This window comes from Ottowia sp. (genome assembly GCF_016703145.1).
In the GTDB taxonomy this organism is placed as follows: Bacteria; Pseudomonadota; Gammaproteobacteria; order Burkholderiales; family Burkholderiaceae_C; genus Ottowia.
In genome coordinates this window covers 730854-754433 of record NZ_JADJCO010000005.1, presented here as the reverse complement: position 1 = coordinate 754433, position 23580 = coordinate 730854, and the positions used below count along the sequence as shown (strand labels likewise).

The 23580-nt window shown below is 70.4% G+C and carries 22 protein-coding genes and 2 pseudogenes; 12 read left to right on the top strand and 12 right to left on the bottom strand.

Annotated features, from left to right (window positions below):
- Positions 1 to 34: 34 nt before the first annotated feature.
- The 3 genes from glp to IPG65_RS16620 all read left to right on the top strand — a co-directional run bounded on the left by glp (position 35) and on the right by IPG65_RS16620 (position 2098).
- Positions 35 to 1258: a gephyrin-like molybdotransferase Glp gene (glp, locus tag IPG65_RS16630; protein WP_293193817.1), complete on the top strand. Its 1224-nt coding sequence runs from the start codon at positions 35 to 37 to the stop codon at positions 1256 to 1258.
- Complete coding sequence (locus IPG65_RS16625; RefSeq protein WP_293191953.1) at positions 1255 to 1509, top strand: MoaD/ThiS family protein; 255 nt, start codon at positions 1255 to 1257, stop codon at positions 1507 to 1509. The genes glp and IPG65_RS16625 overlap by 4 nt, the downstream gene beginning before the upstream one ends.
- Before the next feature lie 109 nt (positions 1510 to 1618).
- Positions 1619 to 2098 (top strand): molybdenum cofactor biosynthesis protein MoaE, encoded by a 480-nt coding sequence (locus IPG65_RS16620; RefSeq protein WP_293191950.1) that lies wholly within the window; start codon positions 1619 to 1621, stop codon positions 2096 to 2098.
- A gap of 8 nt (positions 2099 to 2106) precedes the next feature.
- Here IPG65_RS16620 and IPG65_RS16615 read toward each other — a convergent pair whose 3' ends face one another.
- Entirely contained in the window at positions 2107 to 2958 is an 852-nt protein-coding gene (locus IPG65_RS16615; RefSeq protein WP_293191948.1) for a phosphatase PAP2 family protein, read from the bottom strand.
- A 185-nt stretch (positions 2959 to 3143) separates the two neighbouring features.
- Between IPG65_RS16615 and clpB the strand changes: the two genes are divergently transcribed.
- Complete coding sequence (gene clpB, locus IPG65_RS16610; RefSeq protein WP_293191946.1) at positions 3144 to 5747, top strand: ATP-dependent chaperone ClpB; 2604 nt, start codon at positions 3144 to 3146, stop codon at positions 5745 to 5747.
- A gap of 72 nt (positions 5748 to 5819) precedes the next feature.
- Here the strand turns inward: clpB and IPG65_RS16605 are convergent, their stop codons facing one another.
- The 3 genes from IPG65_RS16605 to IPG65_RS16595 are packed head-to-tail and all read right to left on the bottom strand — an operon-like array spanning position 5820 to position 7477.
- Positions 5820 to 6401, bottom strand: a complete 582-nt coding sequence (locus tag IPG65_RS16605) for a DUF924 family protein (RefSeq protein WP_293191943.1) — start codon at positions 6399 to 6401, stop codon at positions 5820 to 5822.
- 5 nt (positions 6402 to 6406) lie between these two features.
- Positions 6407 to 6676 (bottom strand): hypothetical protein, encoded by a 270-nt coding sequence (locus IPG65_RS16600; RefSeq protein WP_293191940.1) that lies wholly within the window; start codon positions 6674 to 6676, stop codon positions 6407 to 6409.
- A 27-nt stretch (positions 6677 to 6703) separates the two neighbouring features.
- The gene (locus IPG65_RS16595) at positions 6704 to 7477 is read right to left on the bottom strand and encodes an SDR family oxidoreductase (RefSeq protein ID WP_293191938.1); all 774 of its coding nucleotides are present in this window, start codon (positions 7475 to 7477) and stop codon (positions 6704 to 6706) included.
- A gap of 111 nt (positions 7478 to 7588) precedes the next feature.
- On the opposite strand from IPG65_RS16595, the gene IPG65_RS16590 reads away from it, so the two are divergent.
- Together IPG65_RS16590 and IPG65_RS16585 are read left to right on the top strand one after the other, a co-directional pair.
- Positions 7589 to 8551, top strand: coding sequence for a LysR family transcriptional regulator (locus tag IPG65_RS16590; protein ID WP_293191936.1), 963 nt, complete (start codon positions 7589 to 7591; stop codon positions 8549 to 8551).
- A complete protein-coding gene (locus IPG65_RS16585; RefSeq protein WP_293191934.1) occupies positions 8548 to 10005 on the top strand; it encodes a coniferyl aldehyde dehydrogenase in 1458 nt (485 codons plus the stop codon). Before IPG65_RS16590 ends, IPG65_RS16585 begins: the two co-directional genes overlap by 4 nt.
- A 73-nt stretch (positions 10006 to 10078) precedes the next feature.
- Here IPG65_RS16585 and IPG65_RS16580 read toward each other — a convergent pair whose 3' ends face one another.
- Positions 10079 to 10951 carry a helix-turn-helix transcriptional regulator gene (locus tag IPG65_RS16580; RefSeq protein ID WP_293191932.1) on the bottom strand — a complete coding sequence of 291 codons (873 nt, stop codon included), beginning with the start codon at positions 10949 to 10951 and terminating at the stop codon, positions 10079 to 10081.
- A 127-nt stretch (positions 10952 to 11078) separates the two neighbouring features.
- Here IPG65_RS16580 and IPG65_RS16575 point away from each other — a divergent pair, with 127 nt between their 5' ends.
- The gene (locus tag IPG65_RS16575) at positions 11079 to 12323 is read left to right on the top strand and encodes an MFS transporter (RefSeq protein WP_293191930.1); all 1245 of its coding nucleotides are present in this window, start codon (positions 11079 to 11081) and stop codon (positions 12321 to 12323) included.
- Between the two features lie 129 nt (positions 12324 to 12452).
- Here IPG65_RS16575 and IPG65_RS16570 read toward each other — a convergent pair whose 3' ends face one another.
- The 5 genes from IPG65_RS16570 to IPG65_RS16550 form a co-directional block, all read right to left on the bottom strand.
- Entirely contained in the window at positions 12453 to 12767 is a 315-nt protein-coding gene (locus IPG65_RS16570) for an SWIB/MDM2 domain-containing protein (RefSeq protein ID WP_293191928.1), read from the bottom strand.
- Positions 12768 to 12922: 155 nt separating this feature from the next.
- Positions 12923 to 13696, bottom strand: a complete 774-nt coding sequence (locus IPG65_RS16565; protein WP_293191926.1) for an MBL fold metallo-hydrolase — start codon at positions 13694 to 13696, stop codon at positions 12923 to 12925.
- 97 nt (positions 13697 to 13793) lie between these two features.
- On the bottom strand, positions 13794 to 14909 hold the full coding sequence (bamC, locus tag IPG65_RS16560; RefSeq protein ID WP_293191924.1) for an outer membrane protein assembly factor BamC: 1116 nt from the start codon (positions 14907 to 14909) through the stop codon (positions 13794 to 13796).
- Positions 14910 to 14986: 77 nt separating this feature from the next.
- Complete coding sequence (dapA, locus tag IPG65_RS16555) at positions 14987 to 15871, bottom strand: 4-hydroxy-tetrahydrodipicolinate synthase (protein ID WP_293191921.1); 885 nt, start codon at positions 15869 to 15871, stop codon at positions 14987 to 14989.
- Between the two features lie 53 nt (positions 15872 to 15924).
- Positions 15925 to 16515, bottom strand: coding sequence for a bifunctional 2-polyprenyl-6-hydroxyphenol methylase/3-demethylubiquinol 3-O-methyltransferase UbiG (locus tag IPG65_RS16550; protein ID WP_293191918.1), 591 nt, complete (start codon positions 16513 to 16515; stop codon positions 15925 to 15927).
- 191 nt (positions 16516 to 16706) lie between these two features.
- On the opposite strand from IPG65_RS16550, the pseudogene IPG65_RS16545 reads away from it, so the two are divergent.
- The 3 genes and pseudogenes from IPG65_RS16545 to tcuB all read left to right on the top strand — a co-directional run.
- A pseudogene (locus IPG65_RS16545) lies at positions 16707 to 17230 on the top strand (LysR family transcriptional regulator); the annotation flags it as partial.
- Between the two features lie 53 nt (positions 17231 to 17283).
- Positions 17284 to 18753: an FAD-dependent tricarballylate dehydrogenase TcuA gene (gene tcuA / locus IPG65_RS16540; protein ID WP_293191915.1), complete on the top strand. Its 1470-nt coding sequence runs from the start codon at positions 17284 to 17286 to the stop codon at positions 18751 to 18753.
- Positions 18740 to 19937, top strand: a pseudogene (gene tcuB, locus IPG65_RS16535) (tricarballylate utilization 4Fe-4S protein TcuB). Before tcuA ends, tcuB begins: the two are co-directional and overlap by 14 nt.
- A 179-nt stretch (positions 19938 to 20116) precedes the next feature.
- On the opposite strand, the gene IPG65_RS16530 reads toward tcuB, so the two are convergent.
- Together IPG65_RS16530 and IPG65_RS16525 are read right to left on the bottom strand one after the other, a co-directional pair.
- Entirely contained in the window at positions 20117 to 20332 is a 216-nt protein-coding gene (locus tag IPG65_RS16530; protein ID WP_293191912.1) for a hypothetical protein, read from the bottom strand.
- A 7-nt stretch (positions 20333 to 20339) separates the two neighbouring features.
- The gene (locus IPG65_RS16525; protein ID WP_293191910.1) at positions 20340 to 20588 is read right to left on the bottom strand and encodes a Uma2 family endonuclease; all 249 of its coding nucleotides are present in this window, start codon (positions 20586 to 20588) and stop codon (positions 20340 to 20342) included.
- A 132-nt stretch (positions 20589 to 20720) separates the two neighbouring features.
- Between IPG65_RS16525 and IPG65_RS16520 the strand changes: the two genes are divergently transcribed.
- Positions 20721 to 22697, top strand: a complete 1977-nt coding sequence (locus IPG65_RS16520; RefSeq protein WP_293191908.1) for a DNA topoisomerase IV subunit B — start codon at positions 20721 to 20723, stop codon at positions 22695 to 22697.
- A gap of 5 nt (positions 22698 to 22702) precedes the next feature.
- On the top strand, positions 22703 to 23575 hold the full coding sequence (locus IPG65_RS16515) for a lytic transglycosylase domain-containing protein (RefSeq protein WP_293191906.1): 873 nt from the start codon (positions 22703 to 22705) through the stop codon (positions 23573 to 23575).
- Positions 23576 to 23580 lie beyond the last annotated feature (5 nt).

Here is a 23580-nt window from a genome sequence, read left to right as displayed (position 1 = left end):
GGATGTGGCACCGCCGCCTGGCCGTCCGCCCTTGATGCCGCTGGACGAAGCGCTCGAACGCCTGCTCGCCCAGGCTGCGCCCACGCTGGGCGCGGAGACCGTGCCCACCTTCGATGCCGACGGCCGCGTGCTGGCGCGGGACGTGGTGTCCGGGCTTGCCGTGCCGCCTTGCGACAACAGCGCGATGGATGGCTACGCGGTGCGCGCGGCCGACTGCGCGGCGCCGGGGACGGTGCTGGACGTCACGCAGCGCATCGCCGCCGGCGGCATCGGCGCGCCGCTGGCGCCGGGCAGCGCGGCGCGCATCTTCACCGGCGCGCCGATGCCGGCGGGCGCCAATGCCGTCGTCATGCAGGAAGACACCCAGGCCCTCGACGGCGGCGCGCGCGTGCGCATCGACGCCCCGCCGGCGTCGGGGCGGTCGGTCCGCCTGGCCGGAGAGGATGTCGCCCTGGGCGCCGTGGTGCTTCAAAAAGGGGAGCGGCTATCGCCCGCCAGCATTGGGCTGGTCGCCGGAATCGGCCTGAACGATCTGACCGTGTCGCGCCGCCCCCGGGTGGCCCTGATGGCCACCGGCGACGAACTGGCCACCCCCGGCGCCGTGGCGCCCGAGGACCTGCCGCCGGGGGCCATCTACAACTCCAACCGCTATTTCCTGAACGCGCTGCTGCGCCGCGCGGGCTGCGTGGTGACGGACCTGGGCGTGGTGCCCGATCGCGCCGACGCCACGCGGCAGGCGCTGCAGGCCGCCGCGCGCGAGCACGACCTGGTGCTGACCAGCGGCGGCGTGTCGGTCGGCGAGGAAGACCACGTCAAACCCGCCGTCGAGAGCCTCGGCACGCTCGACCTCTGGCAGGTCGCCATGAAGCCCGGCAAGCCGTTCGCCTACGGCCGGCTGCGGCGCGCCGAGGGCGGGCAGGCGCACTTCATCGGACTGCCCGGCAACCCCGTGTCGAGCTTCGTCACCTTCCTGATGCTGGTGCGGCCGTTCCTGCTCAGGCTGCAGGGCGCTGTCGATGTTGCTATGCCATCGATAGCTGCCCGCGCGGATTTCACGCTGGCCAAGGCCGATAAACGCCGTGAATTCCTGCGCGCGCGGCGCAATGCCTCCGGCGGGCTGGACCTGTTTCCCAACCAAGGCTCGGGCGTGCTCACCTCGGTGCACTGGGCCGACGGACTGATCGACCACCCGGCGGGCGCGACCATCGCCCAGGGCGACACCGTGCGCTTCATTCCCTTTTCCGAGCTGCTCGCATGAAGCAGGTCACGGTGCGCTACTTCGCCTCGATCCGCGAGGCGCTGGACGCCGGCAGCGAGCGCGTGGCCACCGCCGCGCCCACCCTGGCGGCGCTGCGCGACGAGTTGATCGCTCGCGGCGGCGCGCACGCCCAGGCGCTGGCGCGCGGGCGGGCGGTGCGCGTGGCGCTCGACCAGGTGATGAGCGACGAGTCGGCGCCGCTGGCCGACGGCGCCGAAGTCGCGTTCTTCCCGCCGGTCACAGGCGGCTGAGCAGGTCGCCCGCGCGGCGGCGCCGCCGCCCGCGGCACGGTCGGACGAACCGGGTCGTCGGGGGGTACAGTTGGCGGGGTCGCCCAGCGCCAGAACCCATGCCCTTGCCATGAGCCCCCGTGTTTCCATCCAGACCCAGGATTTCGACGTCTCGGCCGAACTGGCCGCCTTGCGCGCGCGAGACGGGCGCGTGGGCGCGGTATGCGCCTTCGTCGGCACCATGAGGGACCGCAACGGCGCCGAGCCGGTGAGCGCGATGGAACTGGAGCACTACCCCGGCATGACCGAGAAGGCCGTCGAGGCCATGATCGACGAGGCGCTGCGCCGCTTCGACCTGCTGGGCGTGCGGGTGGTCCACCGCGTGGGGCTGCTGTCGCCGCAGGACCAGATCGTGCTGGTGGCGGTGGCCTCGGCGCACCGGGGCGAGAGCTTCCAGGCCTGCGAGTTCCTGATGGATTACCTCAAGACCCAGGCGCCGTTCTGGAAAAAGGAACGCACGCCGGATGGCGTGCGCTGGGTGGATGCCCGCGTGCAGGATGACGCGGCGCTGGCGCGCTGGGGCATCGCGGCCGCCAACGCGCCGGGCTGAAGGCGATATCAGGGCGCGAGCTGGGTCGAGAGGCCCAGGGCGGCGGCCTCGGCGGCGCAGGTGGGGCCCGGCGGCACCCAGCCGGCGGCGCGGGCCTTGGCGACTTCCTTCTTGGCCTCGGCCAGTTGCGCCTGGAAGACGGCGTTGGATTGCAGCCGGGCCACGGCGGCCGAGCCGACGAAGCGGCCGGCCTCGATGTCGCTCTTCCAGTGCACGCCGCACACGCCCCGGCTCTGCGCGTAGGCGCGGCCGCGCTGCGCCAGCGCGTCGGTGCGCTCGGGCGCGACCTGCGTCAGCACCAGCGCCCAGGCCCAGCCCAGTGCCGAGTGGCCGGAGGGGTAGGAGCCATCCTTTCTGAGGTGGGCTTCCTCCCCGGGCGTGCAGGTGGGCTCGTTGAACACCATGAAGGGGCGGGCGCGCTGGTATTTGTCCTTGGCTTTGTAGGTGGCGCCGCCGGCATCGGCCAGGGTGCGGCGCAGCAGCATGTTCAGGTGCGGCGTGTTCTGCTCGGAAATCTGCACGCCCAGCGCGCAGGCGAAGTGGTCGGCGGCGGCGGGGAACTTGAGTACGGCGTCCTTGGCGGCCTGGGCGCCGCGCGGTCCGTTGCGCAGGGCGGTCAGGGCGCGGTAGGCTTCGACATCGTCGGCCAGCCTCGCCGACTTTTCGGCGGGCGGCGGGGGCACCAGGGCCAGGCTGTCGGCCATGTCGGCGCGCGTGAGGTAGCCGTTGACGTAGCCCGAGCCGGCGCGGAGTTCGCCGACTTCCGCCATCGTGGTGGGAGGCTTGGGCGCGGTGGTGCAGGCGCTGGCCAGCAGGGCGGCGGCGAGGACGCCGGCCGTGGAAAAGGATACTGAACGCATGAAGGTATGTCTCCTGATTGATTTCTGGAAGCTTTTGCTTCCGGAATTTAGTATAGGTGCGTATAGGTGCGTATGGGTGCGTGCCCAGCCGGAATCTGTCCACTGCATGACTGAGGCGGGCCGGGGAGTTGAATCACTCAGGGTGAACCCCATATCCGCACCAGTTTCAGGAGATATTCACCACCATGCGCCTCGACAAACTCACCACCAAATTCCAGGAAGCCCTGGGCGACGCCCAATCGCTCGCGCTGGGCAACGACCACGCCTACATCGAGCCCGTGCACCTGCTGGCTGCCCTGCTGCGCCAGGAGGACGGCCCGCGCGCGCTGCTGGCGCGTGCCGGCGTCAACGTGGCCAAGCTGGCCCAGGACGCCGAGGCCGCCGTCAAGCGCCTGCCCACCGTGCAGGGCCAGGAGCAGGTGCAGCCCGGCCCCGACCTCATCCGGCTGCTGCAGGCCACCGAGAAGGAGAGCATCAAGCGCGGCGACCAGTTCGTGCCCGGCGAGATGTTCCTGCTGGCCCTCGGCGACGCCAAGGGCGAGGCCGGCCGCATCGCCAAGGAGAACGGCCTGTCCCGCAAGAGCCTGGAGGCCGCCATCGACGCCGTGCGCGGCGGCCAGACCATGGACTCGGCCGAGGGCGAGAGCCAGCGCGAGGCGCTGAAGAAGTACACGCTCGATCTGACCGAGCGCGCCCGCCTGGGCAAGCTCGATCCGGTGATCGGCCGCGACGACGAGATCCGCCGTGCCATCCAGGTGCTGCAGCGGCGCAGCAAGAACAACCCGGTGCTGATCGGCGAGCCCGGCGTGGGCAAGACCGCCATCGTCGAGGGGCTGGCCCAGCGCATCGTGGCCGGCGAGGTGCCCGACACCCTGCGCGACAAGCGCGTGCTGGTGCTGGACATGGCGGGCCTCCTGGCCGGCGCCAAGTACCGCGGCGAGTTCGAGGAACGCCTGAAGTCGGTGCTGAAGGAAGTGGCGGCCGAGGAAGGCCGCATCATCCTCTTCATCGACGAGATCCACACCATGGTCGGCGCCGGCAAGGCTGAAGGAGCGATCGATGCCGGCAACATGCTCAAGCCCGCCCTCGCGCGCGGCGAGCTGCACTGCATCGGCGCCACAACGCTGGACGAGTACCGCAAGTACATCGAGAAGGACGCCGCGCTGGAGCGGCGCTTCCAGAAGGTGCTGGTCGACGAGCCCAGCGTGGAGGACACCATCGCCATCCTGCGCGGCCTGCAGGAGAAGTACGAGGTGCACCACGGCGTGGACATCACCGACCCGGCCATCGTGGCCGCCGCCGAGTTGAGCCACCGCTACATCACCGACCGTTTCCTGCCCGACAAGGCCATCGACCTGATCGACGAGGCGGCGGCCAAGATCAAGATCGAGATCGACTCCAAGCCCGAGGTCATGGACAAGCTGGAGCGCCGCATGATCCAGCTCAAGATCGAGCGCGAGGCCATGAAGAAGGAGAAGGACGAGGCCTCGCAGAAGCGCCTGGCGCTGATCGAGGACGACCTGGCCAAGCTGGAGAAGGAGTACGCCGACCTCGACGAGGTGTGGCGGGCCGAGAAGGCCAGCGCCCAGGGCAGCGAGCAGATCCGCAAGGAGATGGACCAGATCAAGTTCCAGATCGAGGAATCCACCCGCAAGGGCGACTTCAACAAGGTCGCCGAGCTGCAGTACGGCCGCCTGCCGGCGCTGGAGAAGCAGCTCAAGGAGGCGCAGGCCCAGGAGGCCGGCGCCGAGGCCAAGTCCGGCCACAAGCTGCTGCGCACCCAGGTCGGCGCCGAGGAGATCGCCGAAGTGGTGAGCCGCGCCACCGGCATCCCCGTCAGCAAGATGATGCAGGGCGAGCGCGAGAAGCTGCTGCAGATGGAAGACGCCCTGCACCAGCGCGTGGTGGGGCAGGACGAGGCTATTGTTGCCGTGGCCAACGCCATCCGCCGCTCGCGCTCGGGCCTGTCGGACCCGAACCGGCCGCTGGGCTCGTTCCTGTTCCTCGGCCCCACCGGCGTGGGCAAGACCGAGCTGACCAAGGCGCTGGCGACCTTTCTGTTCGACAGCCCCGAGCACATGATCCGCATCGATATGAGCGAGTTCATGGAGAAGCATTCGGTGGCCCGCCTGATCGGCGCGCCGCCCGGCTACGTGGGCTACGACGAGGGCGGCTACCTGACCGAGGCGGTGCGCCGCAAGCCCTACAGCGTGATCCTGTTCGACGAGATCGAGAAGGCCCATCCCGACGTGTTCAACGTGTTGCTGCAGGTGCTGGACGATGGCCGCCTGACCGACGGCCAGGGCCGCACCGTGGACTTCAAGAACACGGTGATCATCATGACCAGCAACATCGGCTCGCCGCTGATCCAGGCGATGGCCGGCAAGCCGTACGAGGACGTCAAGGACGCCGTGTTCGGCGAGCTGAAGAACCACTTCCGCCCCGAGTTCTTGAACCGGATCGACGAGATCGTGGTGTTCCACGGCCTGGACGCGAGCCAGATCGGCGAGATCGCCAAGATCCAGCTCAAGGTGCTCGCCGAGCGGCTGGCCAAGATGGAGTTGCACCTGAAGGTGTCGGACCAGGCGCTGGCCGAGCTGTCCAAGGTCGGGTTCGACCCGGTGTTCGGCGCGCGGCCGCTCAAGCGCGCCATCCAGCAGCGCATCGAGAACCCGCTGTCCAGGGATCTGCTGGGGGGCAAGTTCCCGCCCAAGACCGAGATCGACGTCAGCGTCGATCCGATCAAGGAGCCGGGGGTGTTCCGGTTCGTCGGCAAGCCCGCGGCCTGAGCGCGCGCTGGCGTCCCGTTCATGAAAAAGCCCGTGTCGCCACGGGCTTTTCGTCGATGGCGCGGCCAGCCGCTATCCGGCAAAGCCGCCCTGGTCCAGAAACGCCTGTTCCTCGGCGGTGGTCGTTCGCCGCTGGATGGCGTTGCGGTGCGGAAAGCGCCCGAAGCGGCGGATGATGCGGCGGTGCCCCTCGGCGTGGGATTGCCACGCGGCGCCCAACTGGGCGTTCAGTTGCACCGACAAATCCTGGTCGGCCAGCTCTTCGGAGTGGGCGAAGGGCAGGCAGAAGAACAGGCGCAACGGCGCTGCCACGGCCTGCATGTGCTGGCGTGCCAGGGCATGGCGGGCCACCTGGCGCGCTTGCGCGTCCGTGGCGTACATCCGCGGCGTGCCGCGAAAGGCGTTGCGCGGGTATTGGTCCAGCAGGATGAGCAGGGCGAGGGCGCCGATGGGCGTGTCCTGCCAGGCGTGCAGGCCGCCGCGCGCGGCCGCCTCGTGCAGCGGCAGAAACCGCTCGCGAAAGCGCCGGTCGAAGGCCGGGCTCTTGTTGAACCAGTGGGCGCTGTTGGCGTGCCAGTAGTCCACCACCGCCTGGGCTTGCGCGGGCGTGTCGGCGGCGCCGCGGCACGCGCGCGGGGCGCTGGCTTGGACCATCGGGCTCAGGCGCGCGAGAGCCACCACACCGTGACCGCGGCCACGGCGGCCGGCACGGCGAACACGACGATCAGGATGGGCAGTTCCTCGCGCACGCTGTAGCCCGCGTGCGCCACGCCTACCCACAGATTGGCGGTGGCCACCAGCAGCCACACCGGAATGAACGCCTTGGCGGCCAGCGCCATGCCGGCGGTGCTGGCGCCCCAGAGCCAGCCGAACAGGACGAACAGCGCCAGCAGCCCGGCGCCGCCAACGATGACCAGAAGCATGTGCATGGGTTCGGGCTTTCGATAGAGGGCGTGTCACTTGGTGGTGTAGCCACCGTTGATCAGGATGGTCTGGCCGGTGATCCACCAGCCGTCGCTGACCAAGTGGCGGATGAAAGGTACCACGTCCTCGATGTCCGTCAGGCCGGTCTTGCTGAAGGGCGAGAGGGCGGCGGCGCTCTGGTGGTACGCCTGCGCGTCGGCGCCTTCCTGGCCGTAGAAGAAGGGCGTGTCCATCGGCCCCGGGCCGACGGCGGTCACCGAGATGCCGCGCGCGCCGAACTCCTTGGCCGCCGCGCGCGTGTAGTGCTCCACCGGCGCCTTGGTGCCGGCATACGACGCGTAGAAGGGCGTGAAGGCGCCCAGCAGCGAGGTCACCAGCGTGACGATCTTGCCGTGGTCGTTGACGTGCCTGCCGGCTTCCTTGAGGAACAGGAAGGCCGACTTGTTGTTGATCGCGTCCATGTCGTCGAACTCGGCCTCGGTGATCTCGGCGAACGGCTTCTTCAGCACCTTGCCCACCGTGTTGATCGCGATGTCGGGCCGGCCGATGGCGGCGCTGGCGTCGGCGAACAGCTTTTCCATCGCGGCGCCGGTGGTCAGGTTGCCTTGCAGGGCCACGGCCTTGGCGCCGAGCGCCCGCACGGTCGCCGCCGTCTGCTCGGCCTCGGCCTGGGTGGCCGCGCCGTGGTAGTGGATGGCGACGGCCTTGGCGCCGTGCCGGGCCAGGTCGGCGGCCAGCAGGCCGCCCAGGTTCTTGGCGCCGCCGGCGACCAGAACGACTTTGTCTTGAATGCTGTGCTTGGACATGCAGGGTTCCCGGGTCAGTGAATGAACGGTGCCGACTTTATTCGTCTTGTTATATTGGTTAAACTCAAAATAAATGGATTGACTATCCAGTAATCATTACCAATAAAGGCGATGGATCTCATCGATCAACTGCGCGTGTTCCTCCGCGTGGCCGACAGCGGGGGCTTCACGTCGGCGGCCGATCAACTGGACTTGCCGCGGCCCACGGTGTCGCTGGCGGTGCAGCAACTGGAAGAGCGCCTGGGTGCGCGCCTGCTGCACCGCACGACGCGGCGGGTCAGCCTGACGGCGGACGGCCAGGCGCTGCACGAGCGCGCCCGCGTGCTGGTGGCCGACGCCGAGGAGCTGGTGCAGCAGTTCCGCCCGCCGGGCGAGGCGCTGAGCGGGCGGCTGCGGGTGGATCTGCCCAGCCGCATCGCGCGCCGGCTGGTGGCGCCGGCCCTGCCGGGGTTCTTCGAGCGCCACCCCGCCGTCGAGCTGGAGCTGGGCTCCAGCGACCGCGCGGTCGATCTGGTGCACGAGGGCATCGACGGTGCCCTGCGCGTGGGCGAGATGCCGGCCAGCAGCCTGGTGGCGCGGCCGCTCGGCCTGCTGAAGCTGATCAACTGCGCCAGCCCGGCCTACCTGGCGCGCCACGGCACGCCCGCCGTGCCGGCCGACTTGGCGCGGCACCGCGCGGTGAACTACGCCTCCCCCGGCAGCGGCCACGTCGCGGCGTGGGAATGGACCGAGGACGGCCAGTTGCGCGCGCTGCCGATGCCGGGCGCCGTGACCGTGAACAATGCCGAGGCGTACGTCGCCTGCTGCCTGGCCGGGCTCGGGCTGATCCAGATCCCGGCGTTCGACGTGCGCGAGCACCTGGCCGCCGGCGAACTGGTGGTGGTGCTGCCGGCCTGGCCGCCGCCCGCCATGCCGGTGCAATGGGTCTATCCGCACCGGCGCCATCTGTCTCGGCGCGTGCAGGCTTTCGGCGACTGGCTGGCGCAGCTGCTGGCGCCGCACCTGGGCAGCTTGACGCATCGGCCAGGAACTATCAAGTTAACAGCTGCAACACCAACAGGGACGCCGGCATGAACGCCAATCTTCATCAAAACCTGCCCGTGGCGGCGGCACCGGCGCTGACGCAGCTGTTCGCCGCGCAGCACCAGTTGTCGCGGCGCGAGGTGGACGTGCCGCTGGCCCTGCGCCAGGACCGCCTGCGGCGCGTGGCCCGGCTCTGGCAAGACCACCAAGCGCGGCTGGCCGAAGCCGTCAACGCCGACTTCGGCCTGCGCGGCGAGCGGCTGACGCAGGTGGCCGACGGCCTGGTGCTGGCCGGCCTGCTGGCCGACCTGCGGCGCCACCTGCCGCGCTGGAGCCGCCCGCGGCGCGTGCGCACCCCGCTGCACCTGCAGCCCGCGCACGCCTTCATCGCGCGCCAGCCGCTGGGCGTGGTGGGCGTCATCGGGCCCTGGAACTACCCGCTGCAGCTCACGCTGGGGCCGGCCGCCACCGCGCTGGCGGCGGGCAACCGGGTGCTGCTCAAGCCCAGCGAGCACACGCCGCGCACGTCGGCGCTGCTGGCCGAATTGGTGGCTCGGCATTTCGCGCCCGATGAATTCGCGGTGGTCACCGGCGGCGTGGACGTGGCGGTGGCCTTTGCCGACCTGCCGTTCGACCACCTGTTCTTCACCGGCTCCACGGCGGTGGGCCGGCAGGTGGCCGCGGCGGCGGCGCGCCACCTCACGCCCGTCACGCTGGAGCTGGGCGGCAAGTCGCCCTGCATCGTCGATGCCTCGTGCGCCGACCTGGCTGGCGCGGCGCTGAAGATCGCGCACGGCAAGCTGCTCAACGGTGGCCAGACCTGCATCGCACCCGACTACCTGCTGCTGCCGCGCGGACGCGAGGCGGCTTTCGCCGACGCCTACCGGCGCGCGGTGGCACGGCTGTTTCCGCACCTGGCGGGCAACCCGGACTACGCGGCCATCGTCAACGCGCGGCAGCACGAGCGCCTGCGGGTGCTGGTGGCCGAGGCGCGGGCGCTGGGCGCGCGCGTGGAGGACGCCAGCCCATCGGATTGGGTGGCGCCCGCATCTGGCCCGGCCGCGCGCCAGATGGCGCCGCTGCTGGTGTGGGATGCGCCGCCGGCCGCGCGCCTGATGCAGGACGAAATCTTCGGCCCCGTCCTGCCCGTGCTGGCCTACGACCGGCTGGAGGACGCCATCGCCCACATCAACGCCCGGCCGCGCCCGCTGGCGCTGTACTGGTTCGGCGACGACGCCGCCGCCCGGCAGCGCGTGCTGCAGGGCACCGTGAGCGGCGGCGTGACGGTGAACGACACATTGATGCACATCGCCCACGACGGCCTGCCGTTCGGCGGCGTGGGCGACAGCGGCCTGGGCGCCTACCATGGCGAGACGGGCTTTTTGCGCTTCACGCACCAGAAGAGCGTGTTCGTGCAGTCGCGCTGGGGCATGGGGCACCTGCTGTACCCGCCCTACGGCGCGCGCTTCGAGCGGGTGATGGGGCTGATCCGGCGGCTGCTGTAGCCTCGGAATGCTCTTTTATCAGTAGCTGTCCGCGCTTGCTGCATGCGGGCTGCGGCCTGAATTCATTGAAATCTCAAGCCCTGAAGCTGCTCGGCGGCTGCCCCAGCGCGGCGCGGAACATGGCGCTGAAGGCGCTCTCGCTGGCGTAGCCGCAGGCGGTGGCCACCTGGCCGATGGGCTGGCCGCTGGCCAGCAGGGGCAGGGCGTGCGCCAGCACCACCTGCTGGCGCCACTGCTGGTAGGTGGTGCCCAGCTCGCCCTGGAACAGGCGCGCGGCGGTGCGCTCGCTGGCGCCGGCGTCGGCGGCGCGCTCGGCCAGCGTGGCGACGCGCGCCGGCTCGCGCAGCACCGCCTGGCACAGCGCGCGCAGGCGCTTGTCGCCCTGCTGCGGGTGCGGCAGCGGCACGCCCAGGCTCTGGGTGGGCGCGCGCACGATCTCGTCGATGGCCAGCCCGCCCAGCAAGCGTTCGCGCTCGCCGGGCGGGGCGTCCTCCAGCGCCAGGAACAGCTCGCGCAGCAGCGGTGAGACGGCGATGACGCGGCTGCCGCCGTCCCAGCCGGCGGGCATGGCGCTGGGTTCGACGTAGAGCGTGTGCAGCTCGGCCGTCTGCTGCACCGTCACGGCGTGCGGCGAGCCGGCGGCGATCCACACCGCGCGCGAGGGCGGCACGATGTAGCTCACCTCGGGGCCGGCGCCGTCGGTGTGCGCCGGCTCGCCGCCGCCGCGCGGCCGCTGCTGCACGCTGACCTGGATCACCCCGCTGGCGCAGTAGGCGATCTGCGCCCAGGCGTGGGCGTGCGGCTCGAAATGCGTGTCCGGCCCCATCTCGTGCGAGCGCTTGCCGCGCACCGGCCGCCCGGGCGAGGGCCGGTACGACAGGGGGTCGCCCGTGGACGTGGTCGGCACGGGGCGCAGCGGGGCGCGGGGCAGGGCGATGGAGGGCATGAATGAGGGTAAACGCTGGTTTGGCTTGTTTGCGATGATTGTTGTCAAACAATCGCATTTCTGCAACTGGCAGCGTTCGGTGGGCGCGCCTACCATCCGGGGTCCCCCCCTCCAACCCTCGCTTCGCATGAACACCGCCACATCCACCGCGCTGCCCTCGGGCGGGCTGTCCGCCGCGCCGGCCGCGCCCCTCCGGCAGGACGCCACGGTCATCGGCCTGGTGGGCCTGGCGCACGCCAGCTCGCATTTCTCGCACCTGCTGCTGGCGCCGCTGTTCCCCATCTTCATGAAGGAGTTCGGCCTCAGCTTCGCGCAGATGGGTTTCCTGACCACGGTGTTCTTCGCCATCTCCGGCATCGGGCAGGCCTGCGCCGGCTTCGTGGTGGACCGGGTGGGTGCGCGGCCGGTGCTGTTCGGCTCCATCGTGTGCTTCATGCTGGCGGCGCTGTCGGGCTTTTTCGCGCACGGCTACGCGGGGCTGATGCTGGTGGCGGTGTTCGCGGGCGTGGGCAACGCGCCCTTCCATCCGGTGGACTTCACCATCCTCAACCAGCGCGTCTCGGCGCCGCGCCTGGGCTACGCCTTCAGCGTGCACGGGCTGACGGGCAACCTGGGCTGGGCGCTGGCGCCGGTGTTCCTGATGGGCTTCGGCAGCGCCTTCGGTCACTGGCGCCATGGCTACCTGGCCGCCGCCGTGCTGTACGTGCTGGTCCTGGCGGTGCTGGTGCTCAACCGCGCCCAGTTGCGCAGCGAGGTCGTTGTCCGCGCGCCCGACGCCACGCGCGGCAACGACCTGGCTTTCATGAAGCTGCCGGTGGTGTGGTGGTGCTTCGGCTTCTTCTTCCTCTCGACCATGACGCTGGCGGTGGTGCAGAACTTCTCGGCCTCCATCCTGCAGGCGGTGCACGGGGCGAGTTTCGAGGCCGCCACCGCCACGCTGACGGCCTACATGGTGGCCGGCGCGGTGGGCATGTTCATCGGCGGCGTGGTGGCCACGCGCACGCCCATGCACAGCGACCGCGTGGTGGCCTGGTGCATGACGGCCGGCGCGGCGCTGATGGCGCTGGCGGCCACCGGCTGGCTGGGCGGCGCGGGCACCATGGCGGTGCTGGCGGTCACCGGCTTCGCCGTCGGCGTGGGCGGCCCGAGCCGCGACATGATGATCAAGAAGGCCACGCCCAAGGGCGCCACCGGGCGCGTGTACGGCACGGTGTACTCGGGGCTGGACCTGGGCTTCGCGGTCTCGCCGCTGATCTTCGGCGTCTTCATGGACCGGGGCTGGTACTCGGCCACGCTGCTGGCGGCGGCTCTGGTGCTGCTGCTGTCGGTGGGCGCGGCGCTGGGTGTGGGGCGACGCACGGCTCGGCCTTGAGGTTGATCGATCCTGAATTGACAGCTGATGGCGCAATACCCACGCGGGCTTGCGTCGTATTCCATTCGAAGAATAAAAAGCCGGCTCGTCGAGCCGGCTTTGGCCTGAGGGCGGCGCACGCCGCCGCGATCAGGACAGGTGCGCGTTGACCAGCTTGGTCATCTCGAACATCGTCACCTGGGGCTTCTGGAAGATCTCCTTCAGCTTGGCGTCGGCGTTGATGTTGCGCTTGTTCACGCTGTCCTGCAGCTTGTTGGCCTTGATGTAGTCCCACACCTTCTTGGTGACTTCGAAGCGGGGCAGGGGCGTGGCGCCGATCACGGCGGCCAGCGCGGGGCTGGGCGTCATGGGTTTGGCGAAGGCGGCATTGGGCGCGCGCTTCTTGGCCGGAGCTGCCTTCTTGGCCGGCGCTGCCTTCGCAGGTGCTTTTTTTGCAGTTGCCATGGTTGGAGATCCTCGTTGTGGATTGGGGGAAACTTTGCCAGCGTAGATGCCCGCATCCTCCTGGCTGGTCAGGATGCTACTGGATAAGGAGCACGTTTCCAAGCGGAATGTGGGTTGCGGCCCCTTGGGGTGTTGCTTTTTTTGCCGCGGGGCGCTCAGGCCCGCAGCCAGTCCAGCCCGTGGCGGCTGGTCACCAGCACGTCGCCGCTGGCGCAGCCCAGGGCGTCGGCGAAAGCGTCGCGCACGAGCTGGGGCAGGTTGTTGCGCTCGCTGAGGTGGGCGGCCACCACGGTGCCCAGGCGGTCGTGGCGCAGGGCGCGCAGGGCGTGCGCGGCCTGCGCGTTGCTCAGGTGGCCGTGCGGGCCGCCGACGCGGCGCTTGAGGAAGTCGGGGTAGCGCGAGCGCGCCAGCATGTCCGGGTCGTGGTTGCTCTCCAGCATCAGCGCGTGGCAGCCGGCCAGACGGCCCAGCACGTGCGGCGTGACGTGGCCCAGGTCGGTCAGCACGCCGAGCGTGCGGTCGCCATCCGTGCAGGTGAGCTGCAGCGGCTCGCGCGCGTCGTGCGGCACGGTGAAGGGGCGGATCTGCAGGGCGCCGATGGCCACCGTCTCACCGTCGGCCGTCAGCGCGATAGGCAACTCGCAGCCGGCCTGGCGCAGGGCCTGGCGGGTGCCCGCGCTGGCCCACAGCGGCACGCCGTGGCGCGCGGCCACCAGCGGCGCGCAGCCGACGTGGTCGCCGTGCTCGTGGGTGATGAAGATGGCGTCCAGCTCGTCCACGGACAGGCCGGCGCCGGCCAGGCTGGCGGCGAGCTGACGCCAGCCCAGTCCGCAGTCGATGAGCACGCGCGTGCGCTGCGTGCCGTCGGTGGCCTCGACCAGCGTGGCGTTGCCCGCGCTGCCGCTGGCCAGGCTGCGCAGCCGCAGCATCGAACCTACCTATGCGTCGCGCTGCGCACTGTCCGCATCGCATGAAACCCGACGGCCCCAGTGGCGGTGCCACCGCAAGGGGGAGCCTGGAGGTGGCTCATTTCAGCTCGTCGACCAGCACTTGCACGATGCGCTGCGCGTCCTTGGCGGGCGCAGGCGCGCCGCTGCCGTCCTGCACCGAAACCAGGCTGGTCTGCCCCTGCGAGCGCACCGTGACCTGGTACTTGCTGGTGGGGAGCTGGGCACTGCCGCGCCCGAACATCTTGCCGAAGAAGCCGGGCTCCTGCTTTTCCAGCGTGGGGTCGACGTAGCGCACGAAGTACACGCCCTTGCTGCGGTCGCGGTCCTCGACGGTGAAGCCGGTGCGGTCCAGCGCCAGGCCGACGCGGCGCCAGGCGCGGTCGAAGTCGTCGCCCATCTGCACGGCGGGCGCGCCGCCCTCGGTGACCGCGCGCGCGTTGGGCGCGGCCGCCGGGCCAGCGGCGGAGGCGCTGGCCATCACGGCCCGCGACTGCTCTTGCGAGATGCCGAGCTTGACCATCAAGCGGCGCAGGAACTCGGCCTCCAGCTCGGGGTCGCGCGCGCGCGGCTGCCAGGTGGTGTTGTCGCGCTGCGTGGAGGAGTAGACCTCTTCCATGCCGCGGTGGGTGACGAAGATGTCGGTGCCGCCGGCGGCGTTGCGCTCGAACCGGGTGCGGAACTTGTCGCGCTCGCCGGTGGAGTAGAGCGAGTCGAACACCTTGCCGATGGTGCTGCGGATGAAGTCCTGCGGGATCTTGGCGCGGTTCTCGGCCCAGTCGGTCTCCATCAGCCCCAGGTTGGCCTGGTCGATGGCCAGCAGGAAGCCGCTGTCCAGCCAGAACTCGCGCACCGGCCCCCACAGCTTGTCGGCGGGGCGGTCCACGCGCAGCCAGCGCTCGCCGCCCTCGCGCAGGAACCGCACGTCGGCCATGGCGTTGGAGGCGGTGGGCGACGCGGCGCCGGCGGCCGCGGCCTGGCCGGCCTGGTAGCCGCTGGCGGTGACGGCGCCGCCAGCAGCGCTGTAGCGCGACTGGCCGGGCAGTTGGGTCAGGTCGGGCGGCACTTCGAGGGAGGTGCCGCGGCCGGCGCTCTTGTAGTCGATCTTGTCGGCTTCGAGCACGGAGCAGCCGCCCGCGGCCAGCAGCAGCGTGGCGCCGAGCAGCGCGAGGCGGGGACGTTGGGCGGACTTCACGTTCGGCGTTCCTTTGAATGAAATGGGGCTTTTGTCCAGATGCAGCATACGCCGGCAGCTATGAAAACAGAAGTAAGTCAGAGCAGGCCGGCGCTTTGCAGGGCACGCTCCACCACGGCTTCGTGGGCGCTGTCCAGCGGCGTCATGGGCAGGCGCAGCGTGGGGCCGCACAGGCCCAGGCGGGCCATGGCCCACTTCACGGGGATGGGGTTGGCCTCGACGAACAGATGCTTGTGCAGGGGCATGAGCCTGAACTGGATCTCCATCGCCTTGTGGCGGTCGCCGGCGATGGCGGCCACGCACAACTCGTGCATCAGGCGCGGCGCGACGTTGGCGGTGACGCTGATGTTGCCCTGGCCGCCGCACAGCATCAGCGCCACGGCGGTGGGGTCGTCGCCCGAGTAGATGGCGAAGCCGGGGGACACGTCGCGGATCAGCCACTGCGCGCGCTCGAGGTTGCCGGTGGCTTCCTTGATGCCGACGATGCCAGGCACCTGGGCCAGGCGCAGCACGGTGTCGTGCTGCATGTCGGCCACCGTGCGGCCGGGCACGTTGTACAGCACCATGGGCAGGTCGCCCACGGCCTCGGCGATTGATCTGAAGTGCCGGTACTGGCCCTCTTGCGTGGGCTTGTTGTAATAGGGCACGACCTGAAGCTGGCAGTCGGCGCCGACCTGCTGGGCGTAGCGCGCCAGCTCGATCGCCTCGGCGGTGGAGTTGGCGCCGCAGCCGGCCATGATGGGCACGCGGCCGGCGGCCTGCTCGACGGCGACGCGGATGATCTCCTCGTGCTCCTCGACGTCCACGGTGGGCGATTCGCCCGTGGTGCCGACCACCCCGATGCAGTCCGTGCCCTCGGCGATGTGCCAGTCGATCAGCTTGCGCAGGGCCGGGTAGTCGACGCTGCCGTCCTCGTGCATCGGCGTGACGATGGCGACGATGCTGCCTGTGATGGGTGTCATGAAGTCCGTGTGGTCTCGACGGGAAAAGCGCATTCTAGTGCCGGCGGTCGGCATCAAGGCGCTGGTTGGAGCCCCTGCAGCGGATAACGTTCCGGCGCCTGCGCCCCTGGCGCGCGCGGGCCGGCGCGCACCGCCGCGATGCGCTGGATGAAGCGGTCCGGCCGAGGCAGGAAGCCGTCCTCGAAGGCCACCACGCGCCAGCCGGGGCCGCCGCACAGGCGCAGCAGCTCGGCCGGCCGCAGCAGGAAGTCGGCGCGCGACGGCTTGCCCACCGTCTCGTTGCCGGCGGCGAAGGTCTCGTAGATCAGCACGCCGCCGTCGGCCACGCTGTCCAGCAGGGTGGGCAGCAGCGGCCGCCACAGGTAGTGGGTGACGACCACCGCGCCGAAGCGCCGGCCCGCCAGCGGCCACGGCCCGCCTTCGATGTCGGCCTGCACGGCCTCGCCCAGCGTTTGCGCGGCGGCGATGGCGGCGGCGTCGCGGTCCACGCCGGTGACCGGGTGGCCGCGCCCGGCGAACCAGCGCAGGTGCCGCCCCTGGCCGCAGGCCACGTCCAGCACCGGCGCGCAGGCGGCCACCAGCGGCGTGAAGCGCACCACCCAGGGCGAGGGCAGAGGTGATGCAAGAGGGTTGGTGCAGGTCATGGCACGGTAATTTTTTTGCTATCGAGTGTATAGCTGATGGCGCAATGCAGATGCGGGCAAAAGGCTGATTTGGCCTGAACCCTGTCTCAGGAGAGCAGTCGTTTAGGCGCGCCGGGCACCAGGCTGAACGGCGATTGTCGGTGCTTTGGCCAGCGTATGCCGGCCGCCCGCGAGGCCACACAATGCCGTCCGTGGAACTGCGTCAGCTTCGCTACTTCGTGCGCATCGTCGAGGCCGGCTCGATGAGCCGCGCCGCGCTGGAACTGGACATGGTGCAGTCGGCCCTGAGTCAGCAGATCGGCCGGCTGGAGGGTGAGTTGGCGACCCGCCTGTTGCAGCGCACGCCGCAAGGCGTGACGTGGCCGATTTGCGGCAGCCCGCTGCCGGCGCTGGCCGGGGCTGGCAGGTGCGGCCGCTGATGGAAGAGGAGCTTTTCCTCATCCGCGGCGCCGGGGCCGCGCCGCTGCCGGCCACGCAGGGCGTCGAGGCCCTGGCCAACGAACCGTTGATCTTGCCCACCGGCCCGCATGGGCTGCGCTGGACGCTGGATGCTGTCTTTGCCCGCGCCCGCTTCACGCCTCGCGTGGTGCTGGAGGTCGATTCGCTGGCCATGGTGATGGCCGCCGTCGATGCGGGGCTGGGAGGCACGCTGCAGCCCTGGGCGGCGCTGGGCCGTTACCCGGACGCGGCGTCGCGCTTTCGCTGGGCACGGCTGGAGGCGCCCGACGCTCCCGCGCCGGTCCCGCAAAAAAAAGAGGCAAATTCCCGATGAACCCCGACGTGCTCGTCATTGGCGGCGGCAACGCCGCGCTGTGCGCCGCGCTCATGGCGCGCGAGGCCGGCGCCAGCGTGCTGCTGCTCGAAGCCGCGCCGCGCGATTGGCGCGGCGGCAATTCCAGCCACACCCGCAACCTGCGCTGCATGCATGACGCGCCGCAGGACGTGCTGGTCGAGGCCTATCCCGAGGAGGAGTTCTGGCAGGACTTGCTCAAGGTGACCGGCGGCCTCACCGACGAGCCGCTGGCGCGGCTGGTGATCCGCCATTCCGCGGCGTGCCGGCCCTGGATGCGCCGCCATGGCGTGCACTTCCAGCCGCCGCTGTCGGGCGCGCTGCACGTGGCGCGCACCAACGCCTTCTTCATGGGCGGTGGCAAGGCGCTGGTCAATGCCTACTACCGCAGCGCCGAGGCGATGGGCGTGCAGGTGCGCTACGAATCGCCCGTGGATCGGCTGGAAATAGGCGACGGCGAATTCAAGGCCGCCTGGGTGAAGGGCGAGCGCATCGCCGCCAGGAGCTGCGTGCTGGCCGCCGGCGGTTTCGAGTCCAACCGCGACTGGCTGCGCGAGGCCTGGGGCCGCAACGCACGCGGCGAATGGCCGTCGGACAACTTCCTGATCCGCGGCACGGCCTACAACCAGGGCGTTCTGCTGCGCCACCTGCTCGATGAGCACGGCGCCGAGCGCATTGGCGACCCCACGCAGGCGCACATGGTGGCCATCGACGCGCGCGCGCCGCTGTACGACGGCGGCATCTGCACGCGCATCGACTGTGTGTCGCTGGGCGTGGTCGTGAACCGCGAGGGCGCGCGCTTCCACGACGAGGGCGAGGATTTCTGGCCCAAGCGTTATGCGATCTGGGGCCGGCTGGTGGCACAGCAGCCGGGGCAGGTCGGCTATTGCGTCATCGACAGCCAGGCCATCGGGCGCTTCATGCCGACCGTGTTCCCGGGGGGCAAGGCCGACAGTCTGCCCGCGCTGGCGGGCAGACTCGGCCTGCCCGTGGACGCCTTCATGCGCACGCTGGACGCCTACAACGCGGCCTGCCGCGCGGGCACCTTCGACCACACGGCACTGGACGACTGCCATACCGAGGGCCTGGCCCCGCCCAAGACGCACTGGGCCCGGCCCATCGTCATCGCACCCTTCCATGGCTATGCGCTCAAGCCCGGCGTCACCTTCACCTACCTGGGGCTGAAGACCGACGACACGGCCGCCGTGCGATTCGGCGGCGCGGCGAGCCCCAACCTCTTCGTCGCGGGCGAGATGATGGCCGGCAACGTGCTGGGCCAGGGCTACACGGCGGGCGTGGGCATGAGCATCGGCACCGCCTTCGGCCGCATCGCGGGCGTGAATGCGGCGCACGCGGCGGCGCAGCGGCCGCCCCAGGCGCTGGCGGCGCTGATCGGCGCCGAGCTGGCCAAGGCGCAAGCGCCGGGAGAACGCCATGCAGTCGCTTGACGCCCTGGTGCGCGATGCCCACGCGCTGGCGATGGGGGAGGTGGTGCCGATGTCCGCGCCGACGGACATCGAGGCCGAGGCGGCGCGGCAATTGCGGATCTGCAATGCCTGCCGCTACTGCGAAGGCTTCTGCGCCGTGTTCCCGGCCATGACGCGGCGGCTCGAATTTCCGTCCGCGGACGTGCATTTCCTGGCCAACCTGTGCCACAACTGCGGCGCCTGCCTGCATGCCTGCCAGTACGCGCCGCCGCATGAATTCGCCGTCAACATCCCACAGGCCATGGCGCGCGTGCGTGGCCAGACGTATCACGACTACGCCTGGCCGCCCACCCTGGGGCGGCTGTACGAGCGCAACGGCCTGACGCTGTCGCTCGCGCTGGCCGCGGGGCTGGCGTTGTTCCTGCTGCTGGCGGTGCTGCTCAAGGGCGGGCCGGACGGACTGTGGTCGGCCACTCCCGCGGGCGGCAGCTTCTACGACCTGTTCCCGCACAACCTCATGGTGGGGCTGTTCGCGCCCGTGTTCCTGTTCGCGGTGCTGGCCCTGGCGCTGGGTGTGCGCCGCTTCTGGCGCGAGATCACGCCCGTGACCAGCGGCGCCCCGCCTGAGCGCGCCGGCCACGTTCGAAGCCACGCACGACGTGCTGCGCCTGAAGTACCTGGACGGCGGCCATGGCGAGGGCTGCCACAACGACGACGACGCCTACACCCTCTCGCGCCGGCGCTTCCACCACCTGACCTTCTACGGCTTTCTGCTGTGCTTCGCCGCCACCTCGGTGGCCACGCTCTACCACTACCTGCTGGGCCAGCCCGCGCCCTACGAGCTGCCCAGCCTGCCCAAGCTGCTGGGCGCGGTGGGGGGCGTGATGCTGGTGGCGGGCACGGCAGGCCTGGGCTGGCTCAACCTGCACCGCCATCCGCTGCACGGCGACGCGGCGCAGAAACCCATGGACCTGGGCTTCATCGCGTTGCTGTTCCTGGTCAGCGCCAGCGGCCTGGGCCTGTGGGTCGCGCGCGGCACGCCGGCCATGGCGCTGCTGCTGTGCCTGCACCTGGGTGCGGTGATGGCGCTGTTCGCCACGCTGCCCTACGGCAAGTTCGCCCACGGCATCTTCCGCGCCGCCGCGCTGCTGCGGCATGCGGTGGAAAAGCGCCGGCCCAGCCCCATCGGGCTGGACGCGGATTGATCAGGGCCGCGTGATCGCCTTCCCACCTGATCTATCACACACAAGGAGATCCACGATGAAATTCCAGCGACGCCTTCTGGCGGCGGGCGCGGCTTGCGCCGCGCTTCTCGCGGCGATGCCGGCGCCAGCCGGTGCTCAGGCGCTCGACTTCCCGCCGAAGAAACCCGTGGCGGCGCCGCTCAAGCGGCGGCAGGCGGATCGATGTCGGCGAACAGGTCGGCGGCCGGGATTCGCAACTCGACGCTGGCCAGTTCCACCGTCTCGCCCATGGCGAAGGGGTGCAGCACCCATAGGCCATCGGCGCCCTTGCGGTAGACGTCGGCGCTGCGCGGATCGCTGTCCACCAGCGCGCACTTGCGCGGGCTGGCGATGCGGCGGTAGTGCGCGAACTTCACGCCCCGGTCATGGCTGCCGGTGCTGGGCGGAGAGCACTTCGGCGATCAGCGCCGGCTGCGATTTGGACTGGCGCGAGGCATGGTCCTGCGCATGGCAGGTCACCATCAGGTCGGGATAGAAATAGGCGTTCGATTCCGCCACGTGCAGCCTCAGGTCGCTGATGAAGGTGTGGCAGGGCGTGCCGCGCAAGTGCTGGCGCAGGGCCACGAACAGGTTGCCGGCCACCGTCACGTGCCGGTCCTCTGCCCCGGCCATCGCGTGCCTCGCGCAGGACAGAGTGAAGGAGCGGCCATTATCCCGCCGACCGCAGCCATGCGTCCTCGTGGGCTGGGGTGAAATATGGATTTATATACAGTCTTGCGGGGCGGCTGACTACAATCCATCGCCATGGCAACTTCCCCCACGACTGTCCCGGCCTACTCGGAAGGTTCGATCCGCGTCCTCAAGGGCCTGGAGCCCGTCAAGCAGCGGCCGGGCATGTACACCCGCACCGACAACCCGCTGCACGTCATCCAGGAGGTGATCGACAACGCCGCCGACGAGGCGCTGGCCGGCTTCGGCAAGAAGATCAAGGTCGCGCTGCACGCTGACGGCTCGGTCGGCGTCGAAGACGACGGCCGCGGCATTCCCTACGGCCTGCACCCCGAGGAGCAGGCGCCGGTGCTGGAACTGGTCTTCACCCGCCTGCACGCCGGCGGCAAGTTCGACAAGGGCAAGGGCGGCGCCTACAGCTTCTCCGGCGGGCTGCACGGCGTGGGCGTGTCGGTCACCAACGCGCTGGGCAAGCGCATGGAGGTGGCCAGCCATCGCGAGGGCATGGTCGCCACCCTGGCCTTCGAGGGCGGCGATGTGGTCGAGAAGCTGCACCTGCGCAAGCAGGCCGAGGGCGACCGCAAGCAAGGCACCACGGTGCGCGTGTGGCCCGACCCGAAATACTTCGAATCGCCCCACCTGCCCCTGGCCGAGCTGACGCACCTGCTGCGCAGCAAGGCGGTGCTGATGCCCGGCGTGACGGTGCAGCTCATCGACGAGAAGAAGAAGGACACGCGGAGCTGGCAGTACAAGGGCGGCCTGCGCGACTACCTGGAGCAGACGCTGCCGGCCGAGCCCGTGATCCCCGTCTTCGAGGGCGAGGGCTGGGCCGGCAAGGACGCCGAGAGCTTCGCCGAGGGCGAGGGCGCGCAGTGGGCCGTGGCCTTCACCGAGGACGGCGCGCCGGTGCGTGAGAGCTACGTCAACCTGATCCCCACCACGGCGGGCGGCACGCACGACAGCGGGCTGCGCGACGGGCTGTTCCAGGCCGTCAAGGGCTTCATCGAGCTGCACGCGCTGCTGCCGAAGGGCGTCAAGCTGATGCCCGAGGACGTGTTCGCGCGCGCCAGCTACGTGCTGTCGGCCAAGGTGCTCGACCCGCAGTTCCAGGGCCAGATCAAGGAGCGCCTGAACTCGCGCGACGCGGTGCGGCTGGTGTCGGGCTACGTCCGGCCCGCGCTGGAGTTGTGGCTGAACCAGCACGTGGAGCACGGCAAGCGCCTGGCCGAGCTGGCCATCAAGGCCGCGCAGAGCCGCCAGCGCGCCGGCCAGAAGGTCGAGAAGCGCAAGGGCAGCGGCGTGGCCGTGTTGCCCGGCAAGCTGACGGATTGCGAAAGCCGCGACCTCGCGCTGAACGAGGTCTTCCTGGTCGAGGGCGACTCGGCCGGCGGCAGCGCCAAGATGGGCCGCGACAAGGAGACGCAGGCGGTGCTGCCGCTGCGCGGCAAGGTGCTGAACACCTGGGAGGTCGAGCGCGACCGGCTGTTCGCCAACACCGAGATCCACGACATCTCGGTGGCCATCGGCGTCGACCCGCACGGGCCGCAGGACGAGCCCGATCTGTCGGCGCTGCGCTACGGCAAAATCTGCATCCTGTCGGACGCCGACGTGGACGGCGCGCACATCCAGGTGCTGCTGCTGACGCTGTTCTTCCGCCACTTCCCGCGCCTGATCGATACCGGGCACGTGTTCGTGGCGCGCCCGCCGCTGTTCCGCGTCGATGCGCCGGCGCGCGGCAGGAAGCCGGCCGCCAAGCTGTACGCGCTGGACGAGGGCGAGCTGACCGCCATCCTGGACAAGCTGCGCAAGGATGGCGTGCCTGAAGGAAAATGGACCATCAGCCGCTTCAAGGGCCTGGGCGAGATGAACGCGGAACAGTTGTGGGAAACCACGCTCAACCCCGACACCCGCCGCTTGCTGCCGGTGCGGCTGGGGGCATTCGACGCCAGCCGCACGGCGGCGGAGATGACCAAGCTCATGGGCAAGGGCGAGGCCGCCGCGCGCCGCGAGCTGATGGAACTGCACGGCGACGCCGTGGACATTGACATTTGACCTTCATGCACCCCCATTTCTTGAGTGTTTTCAGGCGCTGGCCAGCACTGGCATTGTCTGTCGCGCTATTGTTTTTGAGTGTTCCGGCGCGCGCCGGCCTGTGGGCCTTGGTGGACGCGCAGGGCGTGACGCACTTCGCCGCTGAACAGGTCGATGCGCGCTACACGCTGTTCTTCAAGGGCAACGACCTGACCCGGCTCGACCTGGGCGCGCGGCCGGCGGCGCCCGCCCGCGCGCCGTCGCAGGCGGTGCCGCGGCGCTTTGCCGGCCTGGACGAGTCGCGGGGCTACAAGGCGGTGCGAGAGCACATCCAGGCGGCGGCCCGGACGCACGCGGTGGACTACGGACTGATCAAAGCCGTGATCGCCGCCGAATCGGGGTTCGATCCCGCGGCCATTTCGCCCAAAGGGGCCGTCGGGCTGATGCAGTTGCTGCCCACCACGGCGGCGCAGTACGGCGTCGCCGCCGACCCGCCCGGGCGCCCGGGGGCCGGGCGGTCGGTGGTGCAGAAGCTGACCGACCCCCGCACCAACATCCTCGCCGGCACCCGCTACCTGGCGTACCTGCTGAAACTTTTCCAGGGTGACACCGAGCTGGCCGTGGCCGCGTACAACGCGGGCGAGGGCGCGGTGCAGCGCGCCGGCCGTCAGGTGCCCAACTACAAGGAGACGCGGGGCTACGTGCGGACGGTGATGGGCCTGTACGCCGCCTTCAAGCCGGCGCCGGCCCCCGCCGGCACGCCGCCGGTGGCCTCCATCGTCTCTCGCGTCAAGGGCCGCGTGCGGGTGGAGCTGGGCGGCGCGCCCGCGCCCGGGCCGGCGCCCGAGGCGGCCAGCCCGCTGGTGCCCGTGCGCTACACCCTGCCCGCGGCCGAGTGACTCCT

Coding starts and splice junctions, on each gene's coding strand:
- glp (WP_293193817.1), top strand. CDS start 35: ATGCCGCTGGACGAAGCGCTCGAACGCCTGCTCGCCCAGGCTGCGCCC.
- IPG65_RS16625 (WP_293191953.1), top strand. CDS start 1,255: ATGAAGCAGGTCACGGTGCGCTACTTCGCCTCGATCCGCGAGGCGCTG.
- IPG65_RS16620 (WP_293191950.1), top strand. CDS start 1,619: ATGAGCCCCCGTGTTTCCATCCAGACCCAGGATTTCGACGTCTCGGCC.
- IPG65_RS16615 (WP_293191948.1), bottom strand. CDS start 2,958: ATGCGTTCAGTATCCTTTTCCACGGCCGGCGTCCTCGCCGCCGCCCTG.
- clpB (WP_293191946.1), top strand. CDS start 3,144: ATGCGCCTCGACAAACTCACCACCAAATTCCAGGAAGCCCTGGGCGAC.
- IPG65_RS16605 (WP_293191943.1), bottom strand. CDS start 6,401: ATGGTCCAAGCCAGCGCCCCGCGCGCGTGCCGCGGCGCCGCCGACACG.
- IPG65_RS16600 (WP_293191940.1), bottom strand. CDS start 6,676: ATGCACATGCTTCTGGTCATCGTTGGCGGCGCCGGGCTGCTGGCGCTG.
- IPG65_RS16595 (WP_293191938.1), bottom strand. CDS start 7,477: ATGTCCAAGCACAGCATTCAAGACAAAGTCGTTCTGGTCGCCGGCGGC.
- IPG65_RS16590 (WP_293191936.1), top strand. CDS start 7,589: ATGGATCTCATCGATCAACTGCGCGTGTTCCTCCGCGTGGCCGACAGC.
- IPG65_RS16585 (WP_293191934.1), top strand. CDS start 8,548: ATGAACGCCAATCTTCATCAAAACCTGCCCGTGGCGGCGGCACCGGCG.
- IPG65_RS16580 (WP_293191932.1), bottom strand. CDS start 10,951: ATGCCCTCCATCGCCCTGCCCCGCGCCCCGCTGCGCCCCGTGCCGACC.
- IPG65_RS16575 (WP_293191930.1), top strand. CDS start 11,079: ATGAACACCGCCACATCCACCGCGCTGCCCTCGGGCGGGCTGTCCGCC.
- IPG65_RS16570 (WP_293191928.1), bottom strand. CDS start 12,767: ATGGCAACTGCAAAAAAAGCACCTGCGAAGGCAGCGCCGGCCAAGAAG.
- IPG65_RS16565 (WP_293191926.1), bottom strand. CDS start 13,696: ATGCTGCGGCTGCGCAGCCTGGCCAGCGGCAGCGCGGGCAACGCCACG.
- dapA (WP_293191921.1), bottom strand. CDS start 15,871: ATGACACCCATCACAGGCAGCATCGTCGCCATCGTCACGCCGATGCAC.
- IPG65_RS16550 (WP_293191918.1), bottom strand. CDS start 16,515: ATGACCTGCACCAACCCTCTTGCATCACCTCTGCCCTCGCCCTGGGTG.
- tcuA (WP_293191915.1), top strand. CDS start 17,284: ATGAACCCCGACGTGCTCGTCATTGGCGGCGGCAACGCCGCGCTGTGC.
- IPG65_RS16525 (WP_293191910.1), bottom strand. CDS start 20,588: ATGGCCGGGGCAGAGGACCGGCACGTGACGGTGGCCGGCAACCTGTTC.
- IPG65_RS16520 (WP_293191908.1), top strand. CDS start 20,721: ATGGCAACTTCCCCCACGACTGTCCCGGCCTACTCGGAAGGTTCGATC.
- IPG65_RS16515 (WP_293191906.1), top strand. CDS start 22,703: ATGCACCCCCATTTCTTGAGTGTTTTCAGGCGCTGGCCAGCACTGGCA.